Here is a 16,862-nt window from a genome sequence, read left to right as displayed (position 1 = left end):
TCTTTTTTCACTTATATTCCAAAATTGCCTTTATTTAATACTTCTCGTTCATCTTCTTTTAATTCCCTTATATTTTTTATGCTAACAGAAGTATGTCCAAATTCTTGAAATCTATTTGTTTTTACCTTAATATCACAAGGATTACAATGTCCATAAACATAACAAGGACGATAAATATCTTCTATTTTGAAGTTAGCATCTAAAATACTGCCAATAGGGGTTCTATTCTCATACAAATCAGAATGACATCTATATACGCTCCCATTTGGTCCTACAATTAACTCTGTCGTTTTGCATTCACAATATTTCTCTATTCTTTGGCTTATTGCATCTTTATACTTATATGTCCCATGCCACTTTTTGCCATCAAAACCCAAATATTCCTTCACTCTAAAATCAATACCTTCTTTTTCACACTTAGATTCAACTTCTTTTATGTGTTTTAAATTTTGTGGTGTAGCAACAGAATAAATTCCAACATAAAAGCCAGCATCACGCATCTTGTGATGTTTAATAATTAAATCATCTATATTATTTTGTCCTGGATGATAGCTAACTCTAATTGCAGCATACTTTGCATCTCTAGTAAATTTACTTGGATTGATTTTAGAAATGAATTCATCAACATCAAACATAAAATTAGTTAGTAAGTCAAGTTTAAAACGAGAATCTATACCATTTATCACTTCATAAAATCCCTTATACATAGTAGGCTCACCACCTTGAAATGTAAGTGGTATATCCCCTCTTTCTTTACCATTTTCATCAAGTAGTTTTATTTTGTTTATAAACTCTATCCACTCATGTGGTTTTATTTGCTTCTTGCCAACAGAGCTTCTAGATGAACCCTCTTCGTTTAAATTTATGCAATAAGAACAAGAAAGATTACACCCAAGAGTTAAGAATAAAGCTATATAGTTATAATGCGGAGGGATACTTACTGTTTGCATTCTATACTTCCCAAAAAACTTTCATTAGCAAGTTCAATTTGATGCCTATATGATAGCTGATTAAAAAATGCATAAAATTTATCCAATTTATCTCTAATTTCTTTTTTGGAGATTATTTTACTTAAATTTTCACAATATGTTTTATGATCAAATCCATTACATAACCAACCTATATATTTCCCTTGATCATCATAATCAATACAACTTAACAATGGAAAAAAATATTTTAGATTTTCTGCATAATAAACTTGCCAAATATTCTCTTTAGCTCTTGTAAAATATGATGAAATAAACTCAATCTTTTGATCCACAACTTTACAAGAATAATCTCCGATTTTTAGCATTTCTTCTTGGCTAAACTCGCAATATTCAGCCTTCTTTGCAACCTCTAAATCTAATTCAATATTTTGTTTATTATAAAGATAAATTGCCCCGCTTTCCAAAAACTCTCTATATCCTTCTATTTTAGGATTAAGTTTTTCAAGATTTTCAAAATATATAAGAACTTCTTCATTGTTTTTTAAAGTATTTATTCTATCATCTTGAATAAAAATCTTATTACTTCTCATAGTAATAAAAGAACCCTTTTTATGCATAAACTCCGATAGACTTTCCCCTTGTCCCAAAGGGAATGTATCACAAAATATATCAATAATATGCCCATACACATGCGGATTGACAAATCCAGGCATGAAAAATCGCTCACTAATGCCAAGTGCTTCCACTTTTTGTCTAATAAGTGGTATATTTCCACTACCTGCTGCGATAAATATTGTATTTTTATGCTTTTTCATCACTTCTGCAATGCAGTGCAAATATTCATCGCTATCAATCTTTACCAATCTTCCAATCACACCCAAAACAACCGTATCATCTTTAATAGGATATTTTTCTTTCTCTTTAGTAATAATATTCTCATCTATAGGAGGATTATAAAATTTTTCAATATCCATAGGAACAGAAAAATTCTTAAAACTAAACTTGCTCTTAGGGTTAAAATGGCTAATCCTCCCATCAATACCTTCTATATCATAGCTTCCATTCCCATGTGACCAATAAAGTTGGCGCGGAGCACTTCTAGTAGCTAGTAAAAAATCACTCCCATCTAAAGGTCCATTAGAAATTAGAATATCCACCCCTTCACTTAAAATAGATTCCCTTAAAAGTAAGGCTTTTTGCAGATGTGAAACATAATAACTTTGCTCTTTTACAATCTGAAACACTGGGTTTATAAACTTTATTCCAAGATTACAAAGTTCTTGTGCTAGCTCTAGATTATCTTCACTCTTTTGCACATAATTCATACTATAAACAATAATTTCATATTCTTTTTTAAATTCTTCATTACTCATCAATGCTTTTATGAGCGAATACTCTACTTTAAAAGGAGAATTTTCCACTATCCTATCTTTTAAAATTGCAATTTTTTTCTTGCCCTCGCTCACTTTGTCTTTACACCTTGGCAACCCTTTGGCATACTCTATATAATAGGGCTCCACAAGCTTGATGACTTTTTGATTAAACTCCTCCCAATCCTCATCATATTGAGCAGAATTTCCAAATTTATGGTAGATATAAAAATCCACATACATCGCAAAATCCAAATTCCCCTCTTTTAAAAGCCTCTTTAAAACCTCAAGCCAAAGTGGAAAATTGCCCCTCCATTTTAAATCATTAAAATAATGCTTCACATTCCAAAAGACATGCATAGACCATAAAAATACATTTCTTTTACTAAAATCATCTAAAGCCCAAAAATAATCGCTTCTTAACGCATCTTTTTGAATCTGTAAAACCCATTCAATAGGTATTTTATAATAAGGCAAAAAACCCAATAAAAACTCATTAAGAGCAATCACATAATTTTCTCGCAAACTTAAATACACTATTAAAGATAAAAAGCATTTAACCGCTTCTTCTCTCTGCCCTGCTAATAGCAATGCAACACTACTAAAATCCGCAAAAAGCAATCTCTCATAAAAAGATAAATTAGTATCTTTTACATAAGGGGCACATAAATCCACATATTTTAAAAATCGCTTATCCTCACTCACACCATTCATAAGTCCATAAGCCCAAAAAATTTCCCTATCTGGCACATCACCCTTTTCAATGATGATATTTAGGACTTTTTCTCTAATTTTGCTAACAATTTCTTCTTTTACATTCTGCTCTATGCCCTCTTGCCAATCCTGCCCAAAAGCACGGATTAACACCATTGCTTCATTAATTTCTTTTTTGGTATTCGCTTGCTCTAATCGCTGTAAAATCTCTTGTGTTTGTAGTTGCATGCACACTTCTTAAAATATTTTTTAACTAAATCGGCTAATTTTAACAAAACTTTATAAAATCAAAGCTTATTTCCATATTTTCCCAAATTACATCCAATCAATAATCTTTGTAACCTCTTGCACTTCAAAGCATTTAATCTTTAAATCCTGCTTAGGTTTTTTAGGCAAAATCGCTCTTTCAATCCCAAGTGAGATTGCCTCTTTTAGTCTTTGTTCTGCATTAGCAACCTCCCTTATATCTCCCACCAAACTTACTTCTCCAATAAACACACTACTATTAGAAAGGGCTCTATTTCTAAAACTTGAAAGAATTGCAGCAACAACTGCTAAATCCGCAGCGGTTTCTATTATCTTAATCCCACCTGTAATGTTAATAAACACATCATATCTATTGAGTGGAATTTCAAGCTTTCTTTCTAAAAGTGCTAGGATCATATTTAGTCGGTTGCTATCAAACCCTGTGCTAGAACGCTTTGGCATTCCATAAGCACAATCACTAACAAGTGCTTGAACTTCTAAAACAAGTGCCCTACTTCCCTCTAAAACCACACTTAAAGCACTACCTGGATTTGAAGTCTTAGAAGTAAAAAAAATCTTAGAAGCTTCTTTAGCCCCTACAAGTCCATTGCTTTTCATCTCAAAAATACCCACTTCACTTGTATTTCCAAAACGATTCTTAAACCCCCTTAAAAATCGCAATTCCCGACTAGAATCTCCTTCAAAATACAACACGCAATCTACCATATGCTCTAAGATTCTAGGTCCTGCAATAGAACCTTCTTTAGTAATATGTCCGATAATAAACACACAAATTCCCCGCTCTTTTGCAAGTCGCATAAGCTCAAAAGTAACTTCCCTAACTTGTGATACACTCCCAGGGCTTGAACTAATCTTCTCACTATAAAGAGTTTGAATACTATCAATTACTAACATTGCATAATTACGCTCTCCCATAAGAGTTTGAGCAATAATCTCTTCTAGCTTGATTTCATTTAATAAATATAAATTTTCACTAATTGCCCCCAATCTCTCTGCACGCATTCTAATCTGTGATCCACTCTCCTCACCACTCACATAAAGCACATTTTTGCCACTTTTAGCCAAATTGCTTGAGATTTTAAGTAAAAGTGTGGATTTCCCAACCCCTGGACTTCCACCCACAAGATACAATCCCCCAAGCACAATCCCGCCCCCAAGCACAATATCAAGCTCTGCCTCTCCTGAGCTAAATCGGCTAAATTCTTCTTCTTTAACTTCAGAAATTGGCAAAACCTTGGAAGAAAAATTAGCACTCACTTGATTAAAAGCACTAATATGCTCCTCTTTTAATTCTAAAAAACTCTCCCACGCCCCACAATTAGAACATTTGCCAAGCCATTTTGAGCTTTGGAATCCACAATGTTGGCATTCATAAATTTGTGCTTTCTTTTTAGCCATTCTTAGCCTTCATAAATAGAGTTTAAAATTGTCTTAATGTATTCACCCTCATCAAATTTAATCAAATCATCAGCACCCTCGCCCACGCCAATATATAAAATAGGCACACGCAGAGAATGAATAATGCTAAAAATAGCCCCTCCTTTACTTGTCCCATCAAGCTTTGTAATAATCACCCCATCAATTCCGCCTAAAGTTTGAGAAAAAATCTTTGCTTGATCTAGGCTTGAAGTGCCTTGTGTGCCATCTAAAATCAAGATTTTTCTATGTGGAGCACCCTCTTTTGCTTTGTTACAAATTCTCATAATTTTCTGCAATTCTTGCTGTAAATTACTTTGATTATGCAGTCTTCCTGCTGTATCTATAATCACCCTGTCAATCTTTTTTGCAACTGCGGAGGTAATGGTATCAAAGGCAACTGCACTAGGATCATGTCCTTGCTTTGAGGAAATTACTGAAATTCCTAACCTTTCTCCCCAAAGACTAATTTGCTCAATGGCTGCTGCTCTAAAAGTATCTCCCGCACCCAAAAGAACACTTTTACCCTCTTTTTTATAAAGATTTGCAAGCTTAGCAATGCTTGTAGTTTTACCTGCTCCATTTACCCCAATAATCAAATCCACAAAAGGACTTGCTTCTATTTTTTTCTCTTGCACCTTATCATAATAGCTCTCACCTCTAAAAAGACGCAATAAAGCCACTTCTAGCTCATTTTTACTAATCTCTTCACCTAGGGGAGATAAAATTAACTCTACCAAATCATAATCCATATCAGTGGAGATAAGGATTTCTTCTAGCTCCTCTTTGCTTAGCTTTTTTTGTGCTTTTGGTAAGATTTCTCTAATATTCTGTGTAGTTTTTTGAAGAGTTTTTTTAAGTATTTCAAACATTATTGTGCCTTTAATTTTGTAATTGCTTGAGAGAGATTAAATTCAATCATTTCTTCTGGGATTGCCCCCAAATAATCTATTACATAATCTCCCATTTCATCATAAATCACTAATAAAGGTATCCCATCAATTGAACCTAATGCTTCATACAACTTCTTTCTTTCTTGACCTACAAATAGAGGAAAAGTAAGTGCATTTTCACTCTTAAAAATATTCACACTCTCTTGTAAGTTTTCAAACTCCCCCACTAAATCATCAATAGGTATCCCAACAATTTCCACCTTATCGCCATATTGCTTTTTAAGATTCTCCAAATGGGGTATCATTCCTTTGCAAGGATCACACCAAGTTGTAAAGAAAAAGAGCATCTTGGCTTTTTTACTTTGTGAGCTTACTTTAAGCTCTTTAAAAATATTTTCTTTTTGCACATCAAGGCTCTTAAAATTACCTTTATCTTTTTTTTCTTGATTGATAATAAGCTTATCGCTTTTAATATCTAAAACAAGATTTTTTAAAAGGCTACTTTTAGGCTCTTGTATTTCTTGTGAATTTGTACTTGTTTGCTCATTCTTTTCACAACCCAAAAATAACAAACCCGCAACTACTAATACAGCTAAACTAACTATTTTTCTCATCTTATTCCTTTATTTTAATATTTGCATCTATTCCCTCTTCATAAGGCCATCTTAATTCAATTACACCCATTTCTTTTGGCATAATTTCTCCTGCTTGATAAATAAATCTTGTAGCTTCAAAATCTCTTGAATTATGTTCTGATATTTTAAAATCCTCAAAGCTAATCATAGGTTTTCTTCCTTCTTTCTTGGCTAAATCTACATATTTATTCCATAAAAACTTTTTTAAACTTTTTGAAAAACCTCCAAACACATCATTAAAATCCACCTCTTCTCCATCTTCTGTGATAGCAATTCCTGTTCGTGAATACTTCTTAGTATCTTCCTTGGTATAAAGATTCTCATCTCTATCAAAGAAAATAAACTCTTCTGTAAAATAGGCCACATTATCCTTAATACTATCTTGCCAAGGGTGCTTTATTAAATATTCTTGTGTGCTTTCTTTAGAATAAATATCTTGATGATTTTCCAAATGCCCTCGCATAAGTCCTTTTGCCTCTTGTATAAAAATCTCTTTAGCGTTTGTGCAATCAAAAGTTTGTCCATAAAGAGTATTTAAAATCTTTTGCATTCCCTCTTCGCTAGAACAAAAAAACTCAATTTCAATTTTACTAGGCACTTTTTGATCATCATTTAAGCTATATTTAACCCTATGACGCTCTAAAGAAAAATGCCTTATTGGTTCTTTTTTAAAAGTTTGAAAATTTAATTTTTCATTTTCAAAGATAAATTTTTGCTCCATATTCTCTTGAGTAGTGCAAATAAACTCCAAAAAATTCTCTTTATCTTTTAAAATCTTGCATTCTTTAGTATCCAGCACAACTTTAGCTGTTTTATCCTTTTTAATAATCCATAAAAATGATTTTTCAGGCTTTATCCCAAAAAGATAATAATCTTCTTTTCCTAAAACTCTATATTCTTCTGCACCCATTAATAAAGATACTGCCATAAATACACCAGCAATTATAGCTTTTTTTAGCATTTTTTCCTCTTTTAGTTAAATTCTAGTGCGTATTCTAGCAATTTTTTGATAAATTTTGGACTTTTTTTATAAAAACTCTTGATTTTTTAAAAAAGCATTGATATAATTTTGTCTTTCTTTTTGAAACTCAAAATTGCGGGAGTAGCTCAGTGGTAGAGCATAACCTTGCCAAGGTTGGGGCCGCGGGTTCGATCCCCGTCTCCCGCTCCATTATTTTTTAGAAAAATCCCTAATAAAATTTGCCCGGGTGGTGAAATGGTAGACACAAGGGACTTAAAATCCCTCGGACATTGCGTCCGTGCCGGTTCAAGTCCGGCCCCGGGCACCACCAAACTTTTAATGGCGACATAGCCAAGTGGTAAGGCAGGAGCCTGCAAAGCTCTCACTCCCCAGTTCGAATCTGGGTGTCGCCTCCAAAGGCTAATGGCTTCGGGAGATGGCTGAGTGGTCGAAAGCGGCGGTCTTGAAAACCGTTGAGGGTAACACCTCCGGGGGTTCGAATCCCTCTCTCCCGGCCACTTTTTCTCTTATTAAATACTCTATCCCTCAAAGCTTATCATTTTATTTTATTAAAAGTGTTTTTAAAGCATTACTAAAAATACTAAACACCACAAATACAACCTACTAAAAGCTTACAATAAGCTCCCAATTTGTTAAAATTAGCATAAAAAAGTTATTATTCTTAATAAACTATGCAAATTAAAACAATAATTAAAATACAACATTAGCTATTTTAGCAAATTTCATCATCTATTAAATTAAAAAACTATAAATTCTCCCCACCTTCCACACAAAACACAACACACCATAAGTTCCCAAAAATTGTCTTAAAATATCACTCACTAATAAAAAGTAATAATTCATACTCAATTTTAAAATTTAAAAGAACTCCTATTAAAGTTAATTCTATCTTTATTGTGATAATTTGTTCTATTTGCCATCTATTAAAACTTATTTTTCTAACTAAAACTATCATTTCATTCTAATTTATCACACTTTTTAAGGAAAATCTTGCACTTAGATACAAAAACCATAAAAACAAAGCATTAAAATTAGATTTAGAAATAGAAAAACAAGAAATTTACCGCAAAAACAGCTTTAAATTTTATGCTTTATGAGCTTTATAAACTAAACTAATTAATAAAAAACTTTATAAAGCAATAAAACTTTACAAAGAGGATTTATGTCAAAACTGGCTTTGCCAACCTATAAATTCCCAGCAATCCAAAATATGAAAAATGTGTTAGATTACAAGAATTAAAAAAATTAGTTTTAGCACCATAAGATATAAAATTTATATAAATTCCACGCATTGCCACAGAATTTTACAATGAAATTCTTGCGGTAACAAAATTTTAATAATCTTCACCATATTTTTTATTCCCAAGCACTAAATAATATTTGATGTCTTTTTTCTCTTAATATTTTTTCTTTGATTTTATTATCTTTATCCCTAAAAAGATAAAAAATCTTACTTGAAACATCATCACTTACATAAAAATACAATTTATTTTCCTTATCTTCCGCTTCTGTAAATATTTTAATTTGCATATTATTAAAAAAGCCATAAGGCTCACTAAAATAATAAATTTCTATAGGTTTTTTATCTTTGTCAATATCCCAAAGAGAGCATAATCTTCTAGGTCTCTCAACATAATATTTATGCTCTTCACAAACTAAAAGTTGTTTTGTTTCATCATTTAAAACACTAAATTTGCCAAGAATTTTATAATTTATAAATTCATCCCCTATAGCTCTTTGCAAGTCCTCTATATTAATATCATATTCTTTAGCAATTTTTTCATAATAAGACTTTACATTATTCATATAAAGCTGAATTCCCCCATCATAATCATCAAGATTGAGCTCATTTATAACATCCACAACATTACTTTCCTTATTAAATTTAGCTCTAAGAAAAATATCTTTTTCAAAACGCTCATATTTTCTAATGCCATTTTTACCTTGAATTAGAACAAATTTAAATAGTTCCTTATGCATTTCATTTGCTCCGTCTAAAAAATAAATTTGCTTATCAAAAAGGCTTCTAAAAATTCATCACTAAATCCAAAAATATTTTTTATTTTTTCTTTACTAAAACCTAGCTTTTGCACTTTTAATACATCTTTTTTTATATTTTTAAATTCAAAAAATCTTTCTTTTAAATAAGAAGTAAAAGCCCTTGAAAAAAGCATAATAGAAAGTTTTTCTATATCTTTTTCTTTTGAAATTTTTTTATCTAAAAGGGCTTTTGTTTTATCCAATGCAAGATTGAAAATAAAAAATTTTCTCATTTTTAAAAATATGTCTGGCTTACAATAAGGTTCAAGCTCTTCTGCATAATTGCAGTATTCAATCAATCTTGGCTCTATAAATTCATAATTATCCAAACTTGTTTTTAGCCTTTTTTAAAAACTCTACAATTTCATCCAAATTTAGTTTTTTGGCTTCAATAATTTTTAGGGCACAAAATTCCTTTTCTTCTTGCAAAGCTCTTTGAAAATCTCTTGCCATATAAGATAGATCTTCCTTTGGAGTATTTTGAAACAACCAAAATAAGTGCTTGATTAATCTTATTAAATTCTTCATAATAATTTTTATACTGCTTTTTGTATTTTAAAAAATTTGCACTATCTTGTTTTACAAATTTTATAATTTCTTCTTTATTATACAACTGGTATTCCTCGCCCCTAGCTTGTAACAAAAACACAAATCCTAGCAGAAAAATTTTAAAAATTTTTGCCATTTTTAACCCCTTAAATCTATTAAAATTTATTTTTATAATTTACCCAAATTTTTCTTCAATAAACAATAAGCGATTAAAACCATACAAACTTCACTAACCACACTACTTAGCCAAACTCCTTTCAATCCATAAAAATAGCTTAGAATCTCCAAAATCACAAAAGGAACTGCAAGGCTTTGCAAAATAGAAATCACTAAGGATAATTTTGGCTTATCAAGTGCGGTAAAAAATGAAGCACAAAGTCTAGGAAACCAAGAAAACAAAAATGAAAAAACATATAAAGCTAGTGCGGTTGTAGCAAGATTTACAAATTCTAAATTATTTTGCTTATCAAAAAACAAAACAATCTCTCTAGCATTAAAAAAGATAACCAAAAACACACACAAAGAAAGTAAAAATGCTCCCACTAACATTTGCTTAAAAATCTCTTGAATGCGCGCAAAATTTTTAAATCCATAGTTATAACTAAGTGCAGGCTGCAATGAATCGCACATAGCTAAAATCAAACTAAACACAAAAGAACTTACATAAAGGACAATGGAAAAAGCAGCAACTGCTGTATTATTTGCAATTTTTAACAAAAGCATATTAGCCAAAATCGTAAAAAGCGAGCTAGAAATATTAGAAAAAAACTCGGAAGAGCCATTATAAATGATATTTTTGAAAGTATAAAATGTGATTTTTGGAACATTAAATTTTAAAACCACTCCTCCAAATATAAGCATAGCCATCGCCGCAATCACACCAAAAAGCATACCTATGCAAGTTGCAAGTGCCGCTGAAAAAAGCCCCCAACCAAACACCACAATAAAAAGCCAATCCAAAAAAATATTAATAAGTGCAATACTAATATTTATAGCCATACTATAAAGCGTCTTGCCACAAATTCTTAAATAATTATCTAGTGCAAAAGAAATAATAATAAAAGGTGCAAAAAGTGCAAAGATTTGCATATATTCCACACAAAGCTTTTGCAAAGAAGAATCTGCTCCCATTATTTGACTTAAATCAAGCGCTAAAAAATAACCCAAAATCCCCATAATACAAGAAATAACAAAAATAATCATCACACAAAATGAAAAAATATTCTTAGCTTTTTGACTTCTGCCTCTACCTAGATTCATAGAAATTTGCACAGATGAGCCAATAGCTATCATATCAGCTAGCGCAAAACTTATCATAATAAAAGGCATCATTAAATTCATAGCAGCGAGTGCCTCACTCCCTAAATAACGCCCCACAAAAATTCCATCAATAATAAAATAAGCACATAAAAATGCAGCACTTGCCATATTTGGCAACGCACATTTTAAGAATAATTTTGTCGGATGCAATGTAGTATAAAAATCGTGTATCTGCATAAATCTTCCTTAAATTTTATTATATATTTAAAAATAAATAAAATTTATTAAGATTAATAAAGTGATTGAATACCTTTAATTGCTTCTTGGAAATCTTGTAAATTTGTAGAATTATTAAAATTTGGTTTTAGCACAAAAGTAAAATTTATAAAATCATTCAACATTTATTGTCTACCATTTTTAAATTTTATTTATTATAACTAATATTTAATTAATACCTCTTAATTTTAGATTTCAAACTTATGCTTTAATCTAATACTTAAAATCACTTCTTATCCGCATAAGCTTGTTTAATTATAATCCCTCTATTCTAATACTCCAAAATGCTTTTGTAAATTTTTAATACGATTTTCAAGGCTTGGGTGAGTTGCAAAAATGCCATTAAAAGGTTTTAAGAAAAACATATGCGCACACCCCTTTGCCTGCGGATTTTTAATAGTAGTCTTTTTTTGCAATTCTATCAGCTTTTTTAAAGCATTAATAAGCGCTTGTGGATTTCTTGTGTATTGCACACTTGAAATATCGGCTAAATATTCTTTTTGGCGTGAAACTGCAGCTTGTAAAATCCTAGAAAACAAAACCCCCAAAGCTCCTACAGCATAAAATACCCATGCAATCATTACCACATAACCCATAGATTTATTACCATCTGAACTACCACTCCCTCTGTTACCCATCTTTATAACTTTCATCACTACTTCTCCCACCAACGAAACACAACCTAACGCAAAAACTAGGGAAAGCATTTTTAAATTCAGTGCCACATCTTTATGAAAAGCATGGGAAAATTCATGTCCAATTACTGCTTGAAGTTCTTCTTTATTAAAAGTATCCAATGCTCCTTTTGTAATAAAAATTGCTATTTTTTCATCTTTTTTACCAAAGTTTTCTCCTGTGCAAAGTGCATTTACTCCGCTTTCTTTTAACATAAGAAAAACTTGTGGCATAGGCATATTTGCAGCAATTGACATTTCTTTTATCACTTCTAAAGCTCTACGGGCTTTTAGTGTTAAAACCTTCTTACTTTCCTCTTTGATTTCTCTGGCCTCTAGCATTTTAGCAAGGTTAGTAATAGCTTGTTCTCCCATATCTACTTTTTTGTAAAAATACGCAAAGAAAACAATAAAAAACATAAAGACACTAAGCACAAAAGCAACAATCACAAAAGCAATGTGATAGCTTTGTTTATAACTCATTGCAAGAATATTAAAAATCACAGAATAAGTAAATAATAATATGAAAAACAATAATATAAAAAATAATACATTTAACCACAAAATTTTCATTTTAGAAATATCTTGAAGTTCATAAATATCACCTTTTAGCTTATTTTCTTTGCCCAAGACAAAATAAGTAATAACAAAAACAACCAAAGAAGTTACAACAATAAAACAAGAAGTTAAAAGAAGATTATTTATCATAAGAAAAGTAGCTTCTATAAGACCCGATCCCTCTTTAATTGCAAATAAAAATTGCAAAAAAGTTATTTTAGCATCTATTATCGATTTCTCAAAAATTGCATAAATACCCTTATTGTAATTAATAATTATTATAACAAATGCAATAATTACAAGTGCAATAACAAGAAGATTGCTAAATTTTATTTTTGTTTTTATATTAATCCTTTTTTAAAATTTAACACTTGGTGCTTTATTTAGCTCTTCTCTTTTTTCGCCAAACTCTAGCATAGATAATTTTTCTTTAAAACGCTTAAAAAAACTTGCAATAATATTAGTTGGAAAGCTTTGTCGTGCGATATTATAGTTTGTGGCACTGTCATTATAAGCTTGTCTTGCAAAGGAAATTTTATTTTCTGTATGGGTAAGCTCTTCGCTTAATTGCATTAGATTCTCATTTGCTTTTAGCTCTGGGTAATCCTCTATAAGAATATTAAAACTAGAAAGTGCAACTCCTAAATCACTTTCTGCCTTGTTTAATTTTTCTAAACTTTTTGGATCTTGCAATTTTGCATTCTCACTTGCACTTTTAGCACTATTCCTAGCTTCAGCCACTTTAATGAATGTATCTTTTTCGTGTGCAAGATAGCCCTTAGCTACTTCAACAAGGTTTGGAATTAAATCATATCTTCTTTTTAGTTGCACATCAATCTGTGCAAATGCGTTTTCTACACGATTATAAAGCATGATAAGATGATTATAAATATTGACAATAAAAATTAACAATACTCCAATAATAACTAAAATTCCTATGACACTTAGCATTCTTTTCCTTTTATTGTTAAAAATAAAACTTTAAAATTATAAATAAAAATTTTTAAGATAAATTTAAAAATTTCTACCATTATTTTAATGTTTGTAATATTCTATACACAACTTGCTTCACTTGGATAGATTTTATCTAAAGAGCTTCTGCAAAATATTTCAGACATATACTTGATTACTATTTCACTTTTCAATCCCACCAAAATCTTTTTTACAAACTTATACATTAAATGTATTTACTACGCACATTTATATATCTTTGTAATTTTTTATCCATTAATCACATCTTTTAGCACCTAAAATCTATTGATATCTTTAGATTAGCAATCTATATTGCTTAAATTATGATTATCCTCCTTTCTAACCCAATGGTTTTATCAGTATTCACAACTAGCTATTCCATTACATAAATACTAATCACCTACAAAAAGTAAAATCACAGTAATTCAGAGTTTTTTAACTTTTATTCTAAATTATTTTTCAACGCTTTCACATTTTTTATCTCTTTACAAAAACCTGATATAATTATAAAAAATTATAATTATTTTAAGTAATATAGAATTTAGGAGAAAATTTGAATCGTTTGATTATTGAACTAAGTGAAATAGCTAAAGAGTATTTTGCCCATCAAGATTTTGAAAAATGCGAAGAGACTTTAGACAAACTTATAGCTTTTTGCAAGGGAGAAATTACCCTAGCACAAAATGGCGAAATGATTTTTATAGATGATGAGGACAAACATTATTTACTTTTGGAAGCTTATCACAATAGAGCACTTTGCAGATTTAATTGCTTACAATATGAAAAAGCCTTGGAAGATGTAAACCTAGCCATAGAATTAGATCACAAAAATCCAGCTTTATTTAATCTTTTAGGCCTATGTAATTTTTACTTAGATTTGTTTCAAGATGCACTTTTAGCCTTTAACAAAGCAATAGCCTTAGATAATGCTTATACTTCTGCTTATTTAAATCGAGCTAGAGCTTATATGCTCTTAGATGATATTAATAATGCCCTAAAAGATTTGCAGATTGCTATTGATTTAGAATCTAAAATACCCAATGCTTATTATACTAGAGCCATTACTTTACTAAATATTGATCCAAAACAATCGCTAATGGATTTACAAAAAGCAGAGCAATTAGGTTTGGAAAATGTAGATTTGTTTTATTTTCAAGGTGTGGCAAGTGAAAATTTAGGCGATTATGAAAAAGCTATTTCATTTTTTAACAAAGTAATAAAAGTAGATGAAAACTATAGTGATGCGTATTTTAAAAGAGCAAACAACAAACGCAAAATAAATGATTTAGAAGGGGCTTTACAAGATTGTCAAAAATCTTTGGAACTCAACAATAAAAATGCAATGGCGTATTTAATTTTAGGGCATTGCTATAGAGATTTGGAGAATTTTGATAGTTCTATAAAAAGTTTTAAAAAATCTATAGAACTGGATGAAAACTTAAAATATCCTTACTATGCACTTGCCAATCTTTTATACGATTTACAAGACTATCAAGAAGCTATCTTTTATTATGATAAAGCCATAGAGATTGATGAGGAATATATTCAAGCTCTTGCAAATAGAGGCAATGCAAAGCTTCAATTAAAAAGAATAGATGAGGCACAAAAGGACTATGATTTAGCTGCTTCTTATTATGAAGAACAGCACAACAAAAGCAAATTTGAAGATGAAGCATTAGAAGAATTCAAAAACACAATTTCACACAATTATTACCATTTAGCAAATACTTTATATGAATTAAAACATTATCAAAAGGCTTTAGAAAACTTTGAAAAAACTCTAAGATTTAAACCAGAATATCCTGAAGTTTTTTTCAATAGATCGCATTTGCTAACAGATATTGAAAATTTTAGCGAAGCCTTAGAAGATTGTAAAAAGGCAATAAAATATTACAAAAAGCATAATCAAGAAGATAAATACTTTAAATCCCTCACCCATAAAGCTTGGATACAAAGCAAACTAGGAAACTTCAAAGAAGCTATAGAAGATTATAACCTAGTTTTTAAAGCAGATAAAATCAATATTAATAGTGATTTTGAAAATGCTTATATTAGCAGAGCGTATTGTGCAAAAGAATTAGAAGCCTATGAAGAATTAATAGAATATTGTAATGAAGCACAAAAAGTGTGCGAAAATAATTTTAGAGTATATTTTTGGCGTGGAATTGCTAAGTATTATTTAAGCCTAGAAGAAGAAGCGATTGAAGATTTTAATAAAGCACTAAAATATTCAAAGGAGGCTGATATTTATTATTACAAAGCTCTTTCATTTGAAGATCTTGGAGAGCTAGAAGAAGCTATAAAAACCTATGATGAAGCCCTTTTAGAAGATTTAGAAAATGATGTATTCTACTATCATAGAGCCAAATGCAAAAGAGAGCTAGAAGAATATGATGAAGCCTTGCAAGATATTAATAAATGTTTGGAGCTAGCCAATGATAACGCAAAATACTATCTTGAAAAAGCCCAAATTTTAAGCTTCTTACAAGATTATGAAAATGCTTTTGAAATGGCAAAAATTTCTTGTAATTTTGACCCTAATTCTTATGAAAGTTATCATTTTATGGGCGTAATCAAAATACATTTAGAAGATTATAAAGAAGCTATCAATTATCTTAGCAAAGCTTTAAAGCTCAACCGCAAAGATATTTGGACTTTTTACTACAAAGGTGAACGCTTAAGGGCTTTAGGAGAATTCAAGCAAGCCTTAAGAGAGTATGAAGCTTGTTTAAAAATAGATACCAAAAATCTTGACGCACTTCTTAGCAAGGCAGAATGTTTAAAGCAACTCCAAGAATACGATGAAGCCTTAGAGGCTATCCATATACTCTTAGATTTAGACCCAAAACATGAATTAGGATTAAAATTTAAAAATATTTTAAACAACAAAACAAAAAAACAAAACAAAAAATGGTGGCAAGTTTGGCTTTAAGGACAAATTGCCCCCATTAAAATTTTAGAAACTTATTATTTCTCTTTTATCATAAAAAGCTTTTTGATAAAATCATCATTTCTTAATTTATTTTTCCTTATAATCATCAAAAATTTTTAGGAACATTTTATGGAAGAATTACAAAAAGAACTCCAACTTTGCAAAAAAACAAGCCATAATGCAGTAAAAATAGCACTTATTTCTTGTGTAATTACTATTATCTTTGCCACACTTAGTCTTTGGGTTTTACTAAACCAAATCACAGCAACTGACAATCTCCTTATTTTACAAAAAAATCAAGCCAAACAAATACAAATCCTAGAAGAAAAAATCCAAAAAAATTAATTTTGGAACACAAAATGCTTTAACTCCTCATAAACATAAATAAAAGGAGT

General features: G+C 30.3%; 14 protein-coding genes and 4 tRNA genes. 6 read left to right on the top strand and 12 right to left on the bottom strand.

Features of this window, described 5'->3' with window-relative positions; genetic code table 11:
• Nucleotides 1-11: 11 nt before the first annotated feature.
• The 6 genes from B6S12_RS03065 to B6S12_RS03040 all read right to left on the bottom strand — a co-directional run bounded on the left by B6S12_RS03065 (nt 12) and on the right by B6S12_RS03040 (nt 7,185).
• A complete protein-coding gene (locus tag B6S12_RS03065) occupies nt 12-950 on the bottom strand; it encodes a radical SAM protein (RefSeq protein ID WP_111229348.1) in 939 nt (312 codons plus the stop codon).
• Complete coding sequence (locus B6S12_RS03060) at nt 938-3,241, bottom strand: glycosyltransferase family protein (protein WP_111229347.1); 2,304 nt, start codon at nt 3,239-3,241, stop codon at nt 938-940. The genes B6S12_RS03065 and B6S12_RS03060 overlap by 13 nt, the downstream gene beginning before the upstream one ends.
• Before the next feature lie 87 nt (nt 3,242-3,328).
• Complete coding sequence (radA, locus tag B6S12_RS03055; protein ID WP_111229346.1) at nt 3,329-4,678, bottom strand: DNA repair protein RadA; 1,350 nt, start codon at nt 4,676-4,678, stop codon at nt 3,329-3,331.
• Nucleotides 4,679-4,680: 2 nt separating this feature from the next.
• Complete coding sequence (ftsY, locus tag B6S12_RS03050) at nt 4,681-5,568, bottom strand: signal recognition particle-docking protein FtsY (RefSeq protein ID WP_111229345.1); 888 nt, start codon at nt 5,566-5,568, stop codon at nt 4,681-4,683.
• Nucleotides 5,568-6,203 carry a TlpA family protein disulfide reductase gene (locus tag B6S12_RS03045; RefSeq protein WP_111229344.1) on the bottom strand — a complete coding sequence of 212 codons (636 nt, stop codon included), beginning with the start codon at nt 6,201-6,203 and terminating at the stop codon, nt 5,568-5,570. The genes ftsY and B6S12_RS03045 overlap by 1 nt, the downstream gene beginning before the upstream one ends.
• A 1-nt stretch (nt 6,204) precedes the next feature.
• Nucleotides 6,205-7,185: a hypothetical protein gene (locus B6S12_RS03040; protein WP_111229343.1), complete on the bottom strand. Its 981-nt coding sequence runs from the start codon at nt 7,183-7,185 to the stop codon at nt 6,205-6,207.
• Between the two features lie 135 nt (nt 7,186-7,320).
• Between B6S12_RS03040 and B6S12_RS03035 the strand changes: the two genes are divergently transcribed.
• The 4 genes from B6S12_RS03035 to B6S12_RS03020 all read left to right on the top strand — a co-directional run bounded on the left by B6S12_RS03035 (nt 7,321) and on the right by B6S12_RS03020 (nt 7,703).
• Nucleotides 7,321-7,395, top strand: a tRNA-Gly gene (locus B6S12_RS03035).
• A gap of 31 nt (nt 7,396-7,426) precedes the next feature.
• Nucleotides 7,427-7,513, top strand: a tRNA-Leu gene (locus B6S12_RS03030).
• Between the two features lie 13 nt (nt 7,514-7,526).
• Nucleotides 7,527-7,601, top strand: a tRNA-Cys gene (locus tag B6S12_RS03025).
• Nucleotides 7,602-7,615: 14 nt separating this feature from the next.
• Nucleotides 7,616-7,703 (top strand) — tRNA-Ser (locus B6S12_RS03020).
• A gap of 859 nt (nt 7,704-8,562) precedes the next feature.
• On the opposite strand, the gene B6S12_RS03015 is transcribed toward B6S12_RS03020, so the two are convergent.
• The 6 genes from B6S12_RS03015 to B6S12_RS02990 form a co-directional block, all read right to left on the bottom strand.
• Nucleotides 8,563-9,186 carry a hypothetical protein gene (locus B6S12_RS03015; RefSeq protein WP_111229342.1) on the bottom strand — a complete coding sequence of 208 codons (624 nt, stop codon included), beginning with the start codon at nt 9,184-9,186 and terminating at the stop codon, nt 8,563-8,565.
• Between the two features lie 14 nt (nt 9,187-9,200).
• A complete protein-coding gene (locus B6S12_RS03010; RefSeq protein WP_111229341.1) occupies nt 9,201-9,575 on the bottom strand; it encodes a hypothetical protein in 375 nt (124 codons plus the stop codon).
• A 59-nt stretch (nt 9,576-9,634) separates the two neighbouring features.
• Nucleotides 9,635-9,931, bottom strand: a complete 297-nt coding sequence (locus tag B6S12_RS03005; protein ID WP_111229340.1) for a hypothetical protein — start codon at nt 9,929-9,931, stop codon at nt 9,635-9,637.
• Between the two features lie 32 nt (nt 9,932-9,963).
• A complete protein-coding gene (locus B6S12_RS03000) occupies nt 9,964-11,286 on the bottom strand; it encodes an MATE family efflux transporter (RefSeq protein ID WP_181450938.1) in 1,323 nt (440 codons plus the stop codon).
• Nucleotides 11,287-11,597: 311 nt separating this feature from the next.
• Nucleotides 11,598-12,770 carry a M48 family metalloprotease gene (locus B6S12_RS02995; RefSeq protein ID WP_111229338.1) on the bottom strand — a complete coding sequence of 391 codons (1,173 nt, stop codon included), beginning with the start codon at nt 12,768-12,770 and terminating at the stop codon, nt 11,598-11,600.
• Nucleotides 12,771-12,920: 150 nt separating this feature from the next.
• On the bottom strand, nt 12,921-13,514 hold the full coding sequence (locus B6S12_RS02990; protein WP_111229337.1) for a LemA family protein: 594 nt from the start codon (nt 13,512-13,514) through the stop codon (nt 12,921-12,923).
• A 574-nt stretch (nt 13,515-14,088) separates the two neighbouring features.
• Between B6S12_RS02990 and B6S12_RS02985 the strand changes: the two genes are divergently transcribed.
• The gene (locus B6S12_RS02985; protein ID WP_111229336.1) at nt 14,089-16,467 is read left to right on the top strand and encodes a tetratricopeptide repeat protein; all 2,379 of its coding nucleotides are present in this window, start codon (nt 14,089-14,091) and stop codon (nt 16,465-16,467) included.
• A 129-nt stretch (nt 16,468-16,596) separates the two neighbouring features.
• On the top strand, nt 16,597-16,812 hold the full coding sequence (locus B6S12_RS02980) for a DUF5408 family protein (protein WP_111229335.1): 216 nt from the start codon (nt 16,597-16,599) through the stop codon (nt 16,810-16,812).
• Nucleotides 16,813-16,862 lie beyond the last annotated feature (50 nt).

The organism is Helicobacter valdiviensis (assembly GCF_003245365.1).
GTDB lineage: Bacteria > Campylobacterota > Campylobacteria > Campylobacterales > Helicobacteraceae > Helicobacter_D > Helicobacter_D valdiviensis.
The sequence above is the reverse complement of the archived record's forward strand: the minus strand, read 5'-3'. Positions and strand labels throughout refer to the sequence as shown.

Bases quoted from the DNA above. Each gene is read 5' to 3' on its own strand.
- B6S12_RS03045 (WP_111229344.1), bottom strand. From the start codon at position 6,203: ATGAGAAAAATAGTTAGTTTAGCTGTATTAGTAGTTGCGGGTTTGTTA.
- B6S12_RS03005 (WP_111229340.1), bottom strand. From the start codon at position 9,931: ATGGCAAAAATTTTTAAAATTTTTCTGCTAGGATTTGTGTTTTTGTTA.
- B6S12_RS03040 (WP_111229343.1), bottom strand. From the start codon at position 7,185: ATGCTAAAAAAAGCTATAATTGCTGGTGTATTTATGGCAGTATCTTTA.
- B6S12_RS03065 (WP_111229348.1), bottom strand. From the start codon at position 950: ATGCAAACAGTAAGTATCCCTCCGCATTATAACTATATAGCTTTATTC.
- B6S12_RS03060 (WP_111229347.1), bottom strand. From the start codon at position 3,241: ATGCAACTACAAACACAAGAGATTTTACAGCGATTAGAGCAAGCGAAT.
- radA (WP_111229346.1), bottom strand. From the start codon at position 4,678: ATGGCTAAAAAGAAAGCACAAATTTATGAATGCCAACATTGTGGATTC.
- ftsY (WP_111229345.1), bottom strand. From the start codon at position 5,568: ATGTTTGAAATACTTAAAAAAACTCTTCAAAAAACTACACAGAATATT.
- B6S12_RS03015 (WP_111229342.1), bottom strand. From the start codon at position 9,186: ATGCATAAGGAACTATTTAAATTTGTTCTAATTCAAGGTAAAAATGGC.
- B6S12_RS02980 (WP_111229335.1), top strand. From the start codon at position 16,597: ATGGAAGAATTACAAAAAGAACTCCAACTTTGCAAAAAAACAAGCCAT.
- B6S12_RS02990 (WP_111229337.1), bottom strand. From the start codon at position 13,514: ATGCTAAGTGTCATAGGAATTTTAGTTATTATTGGAGTATTGTTAATT.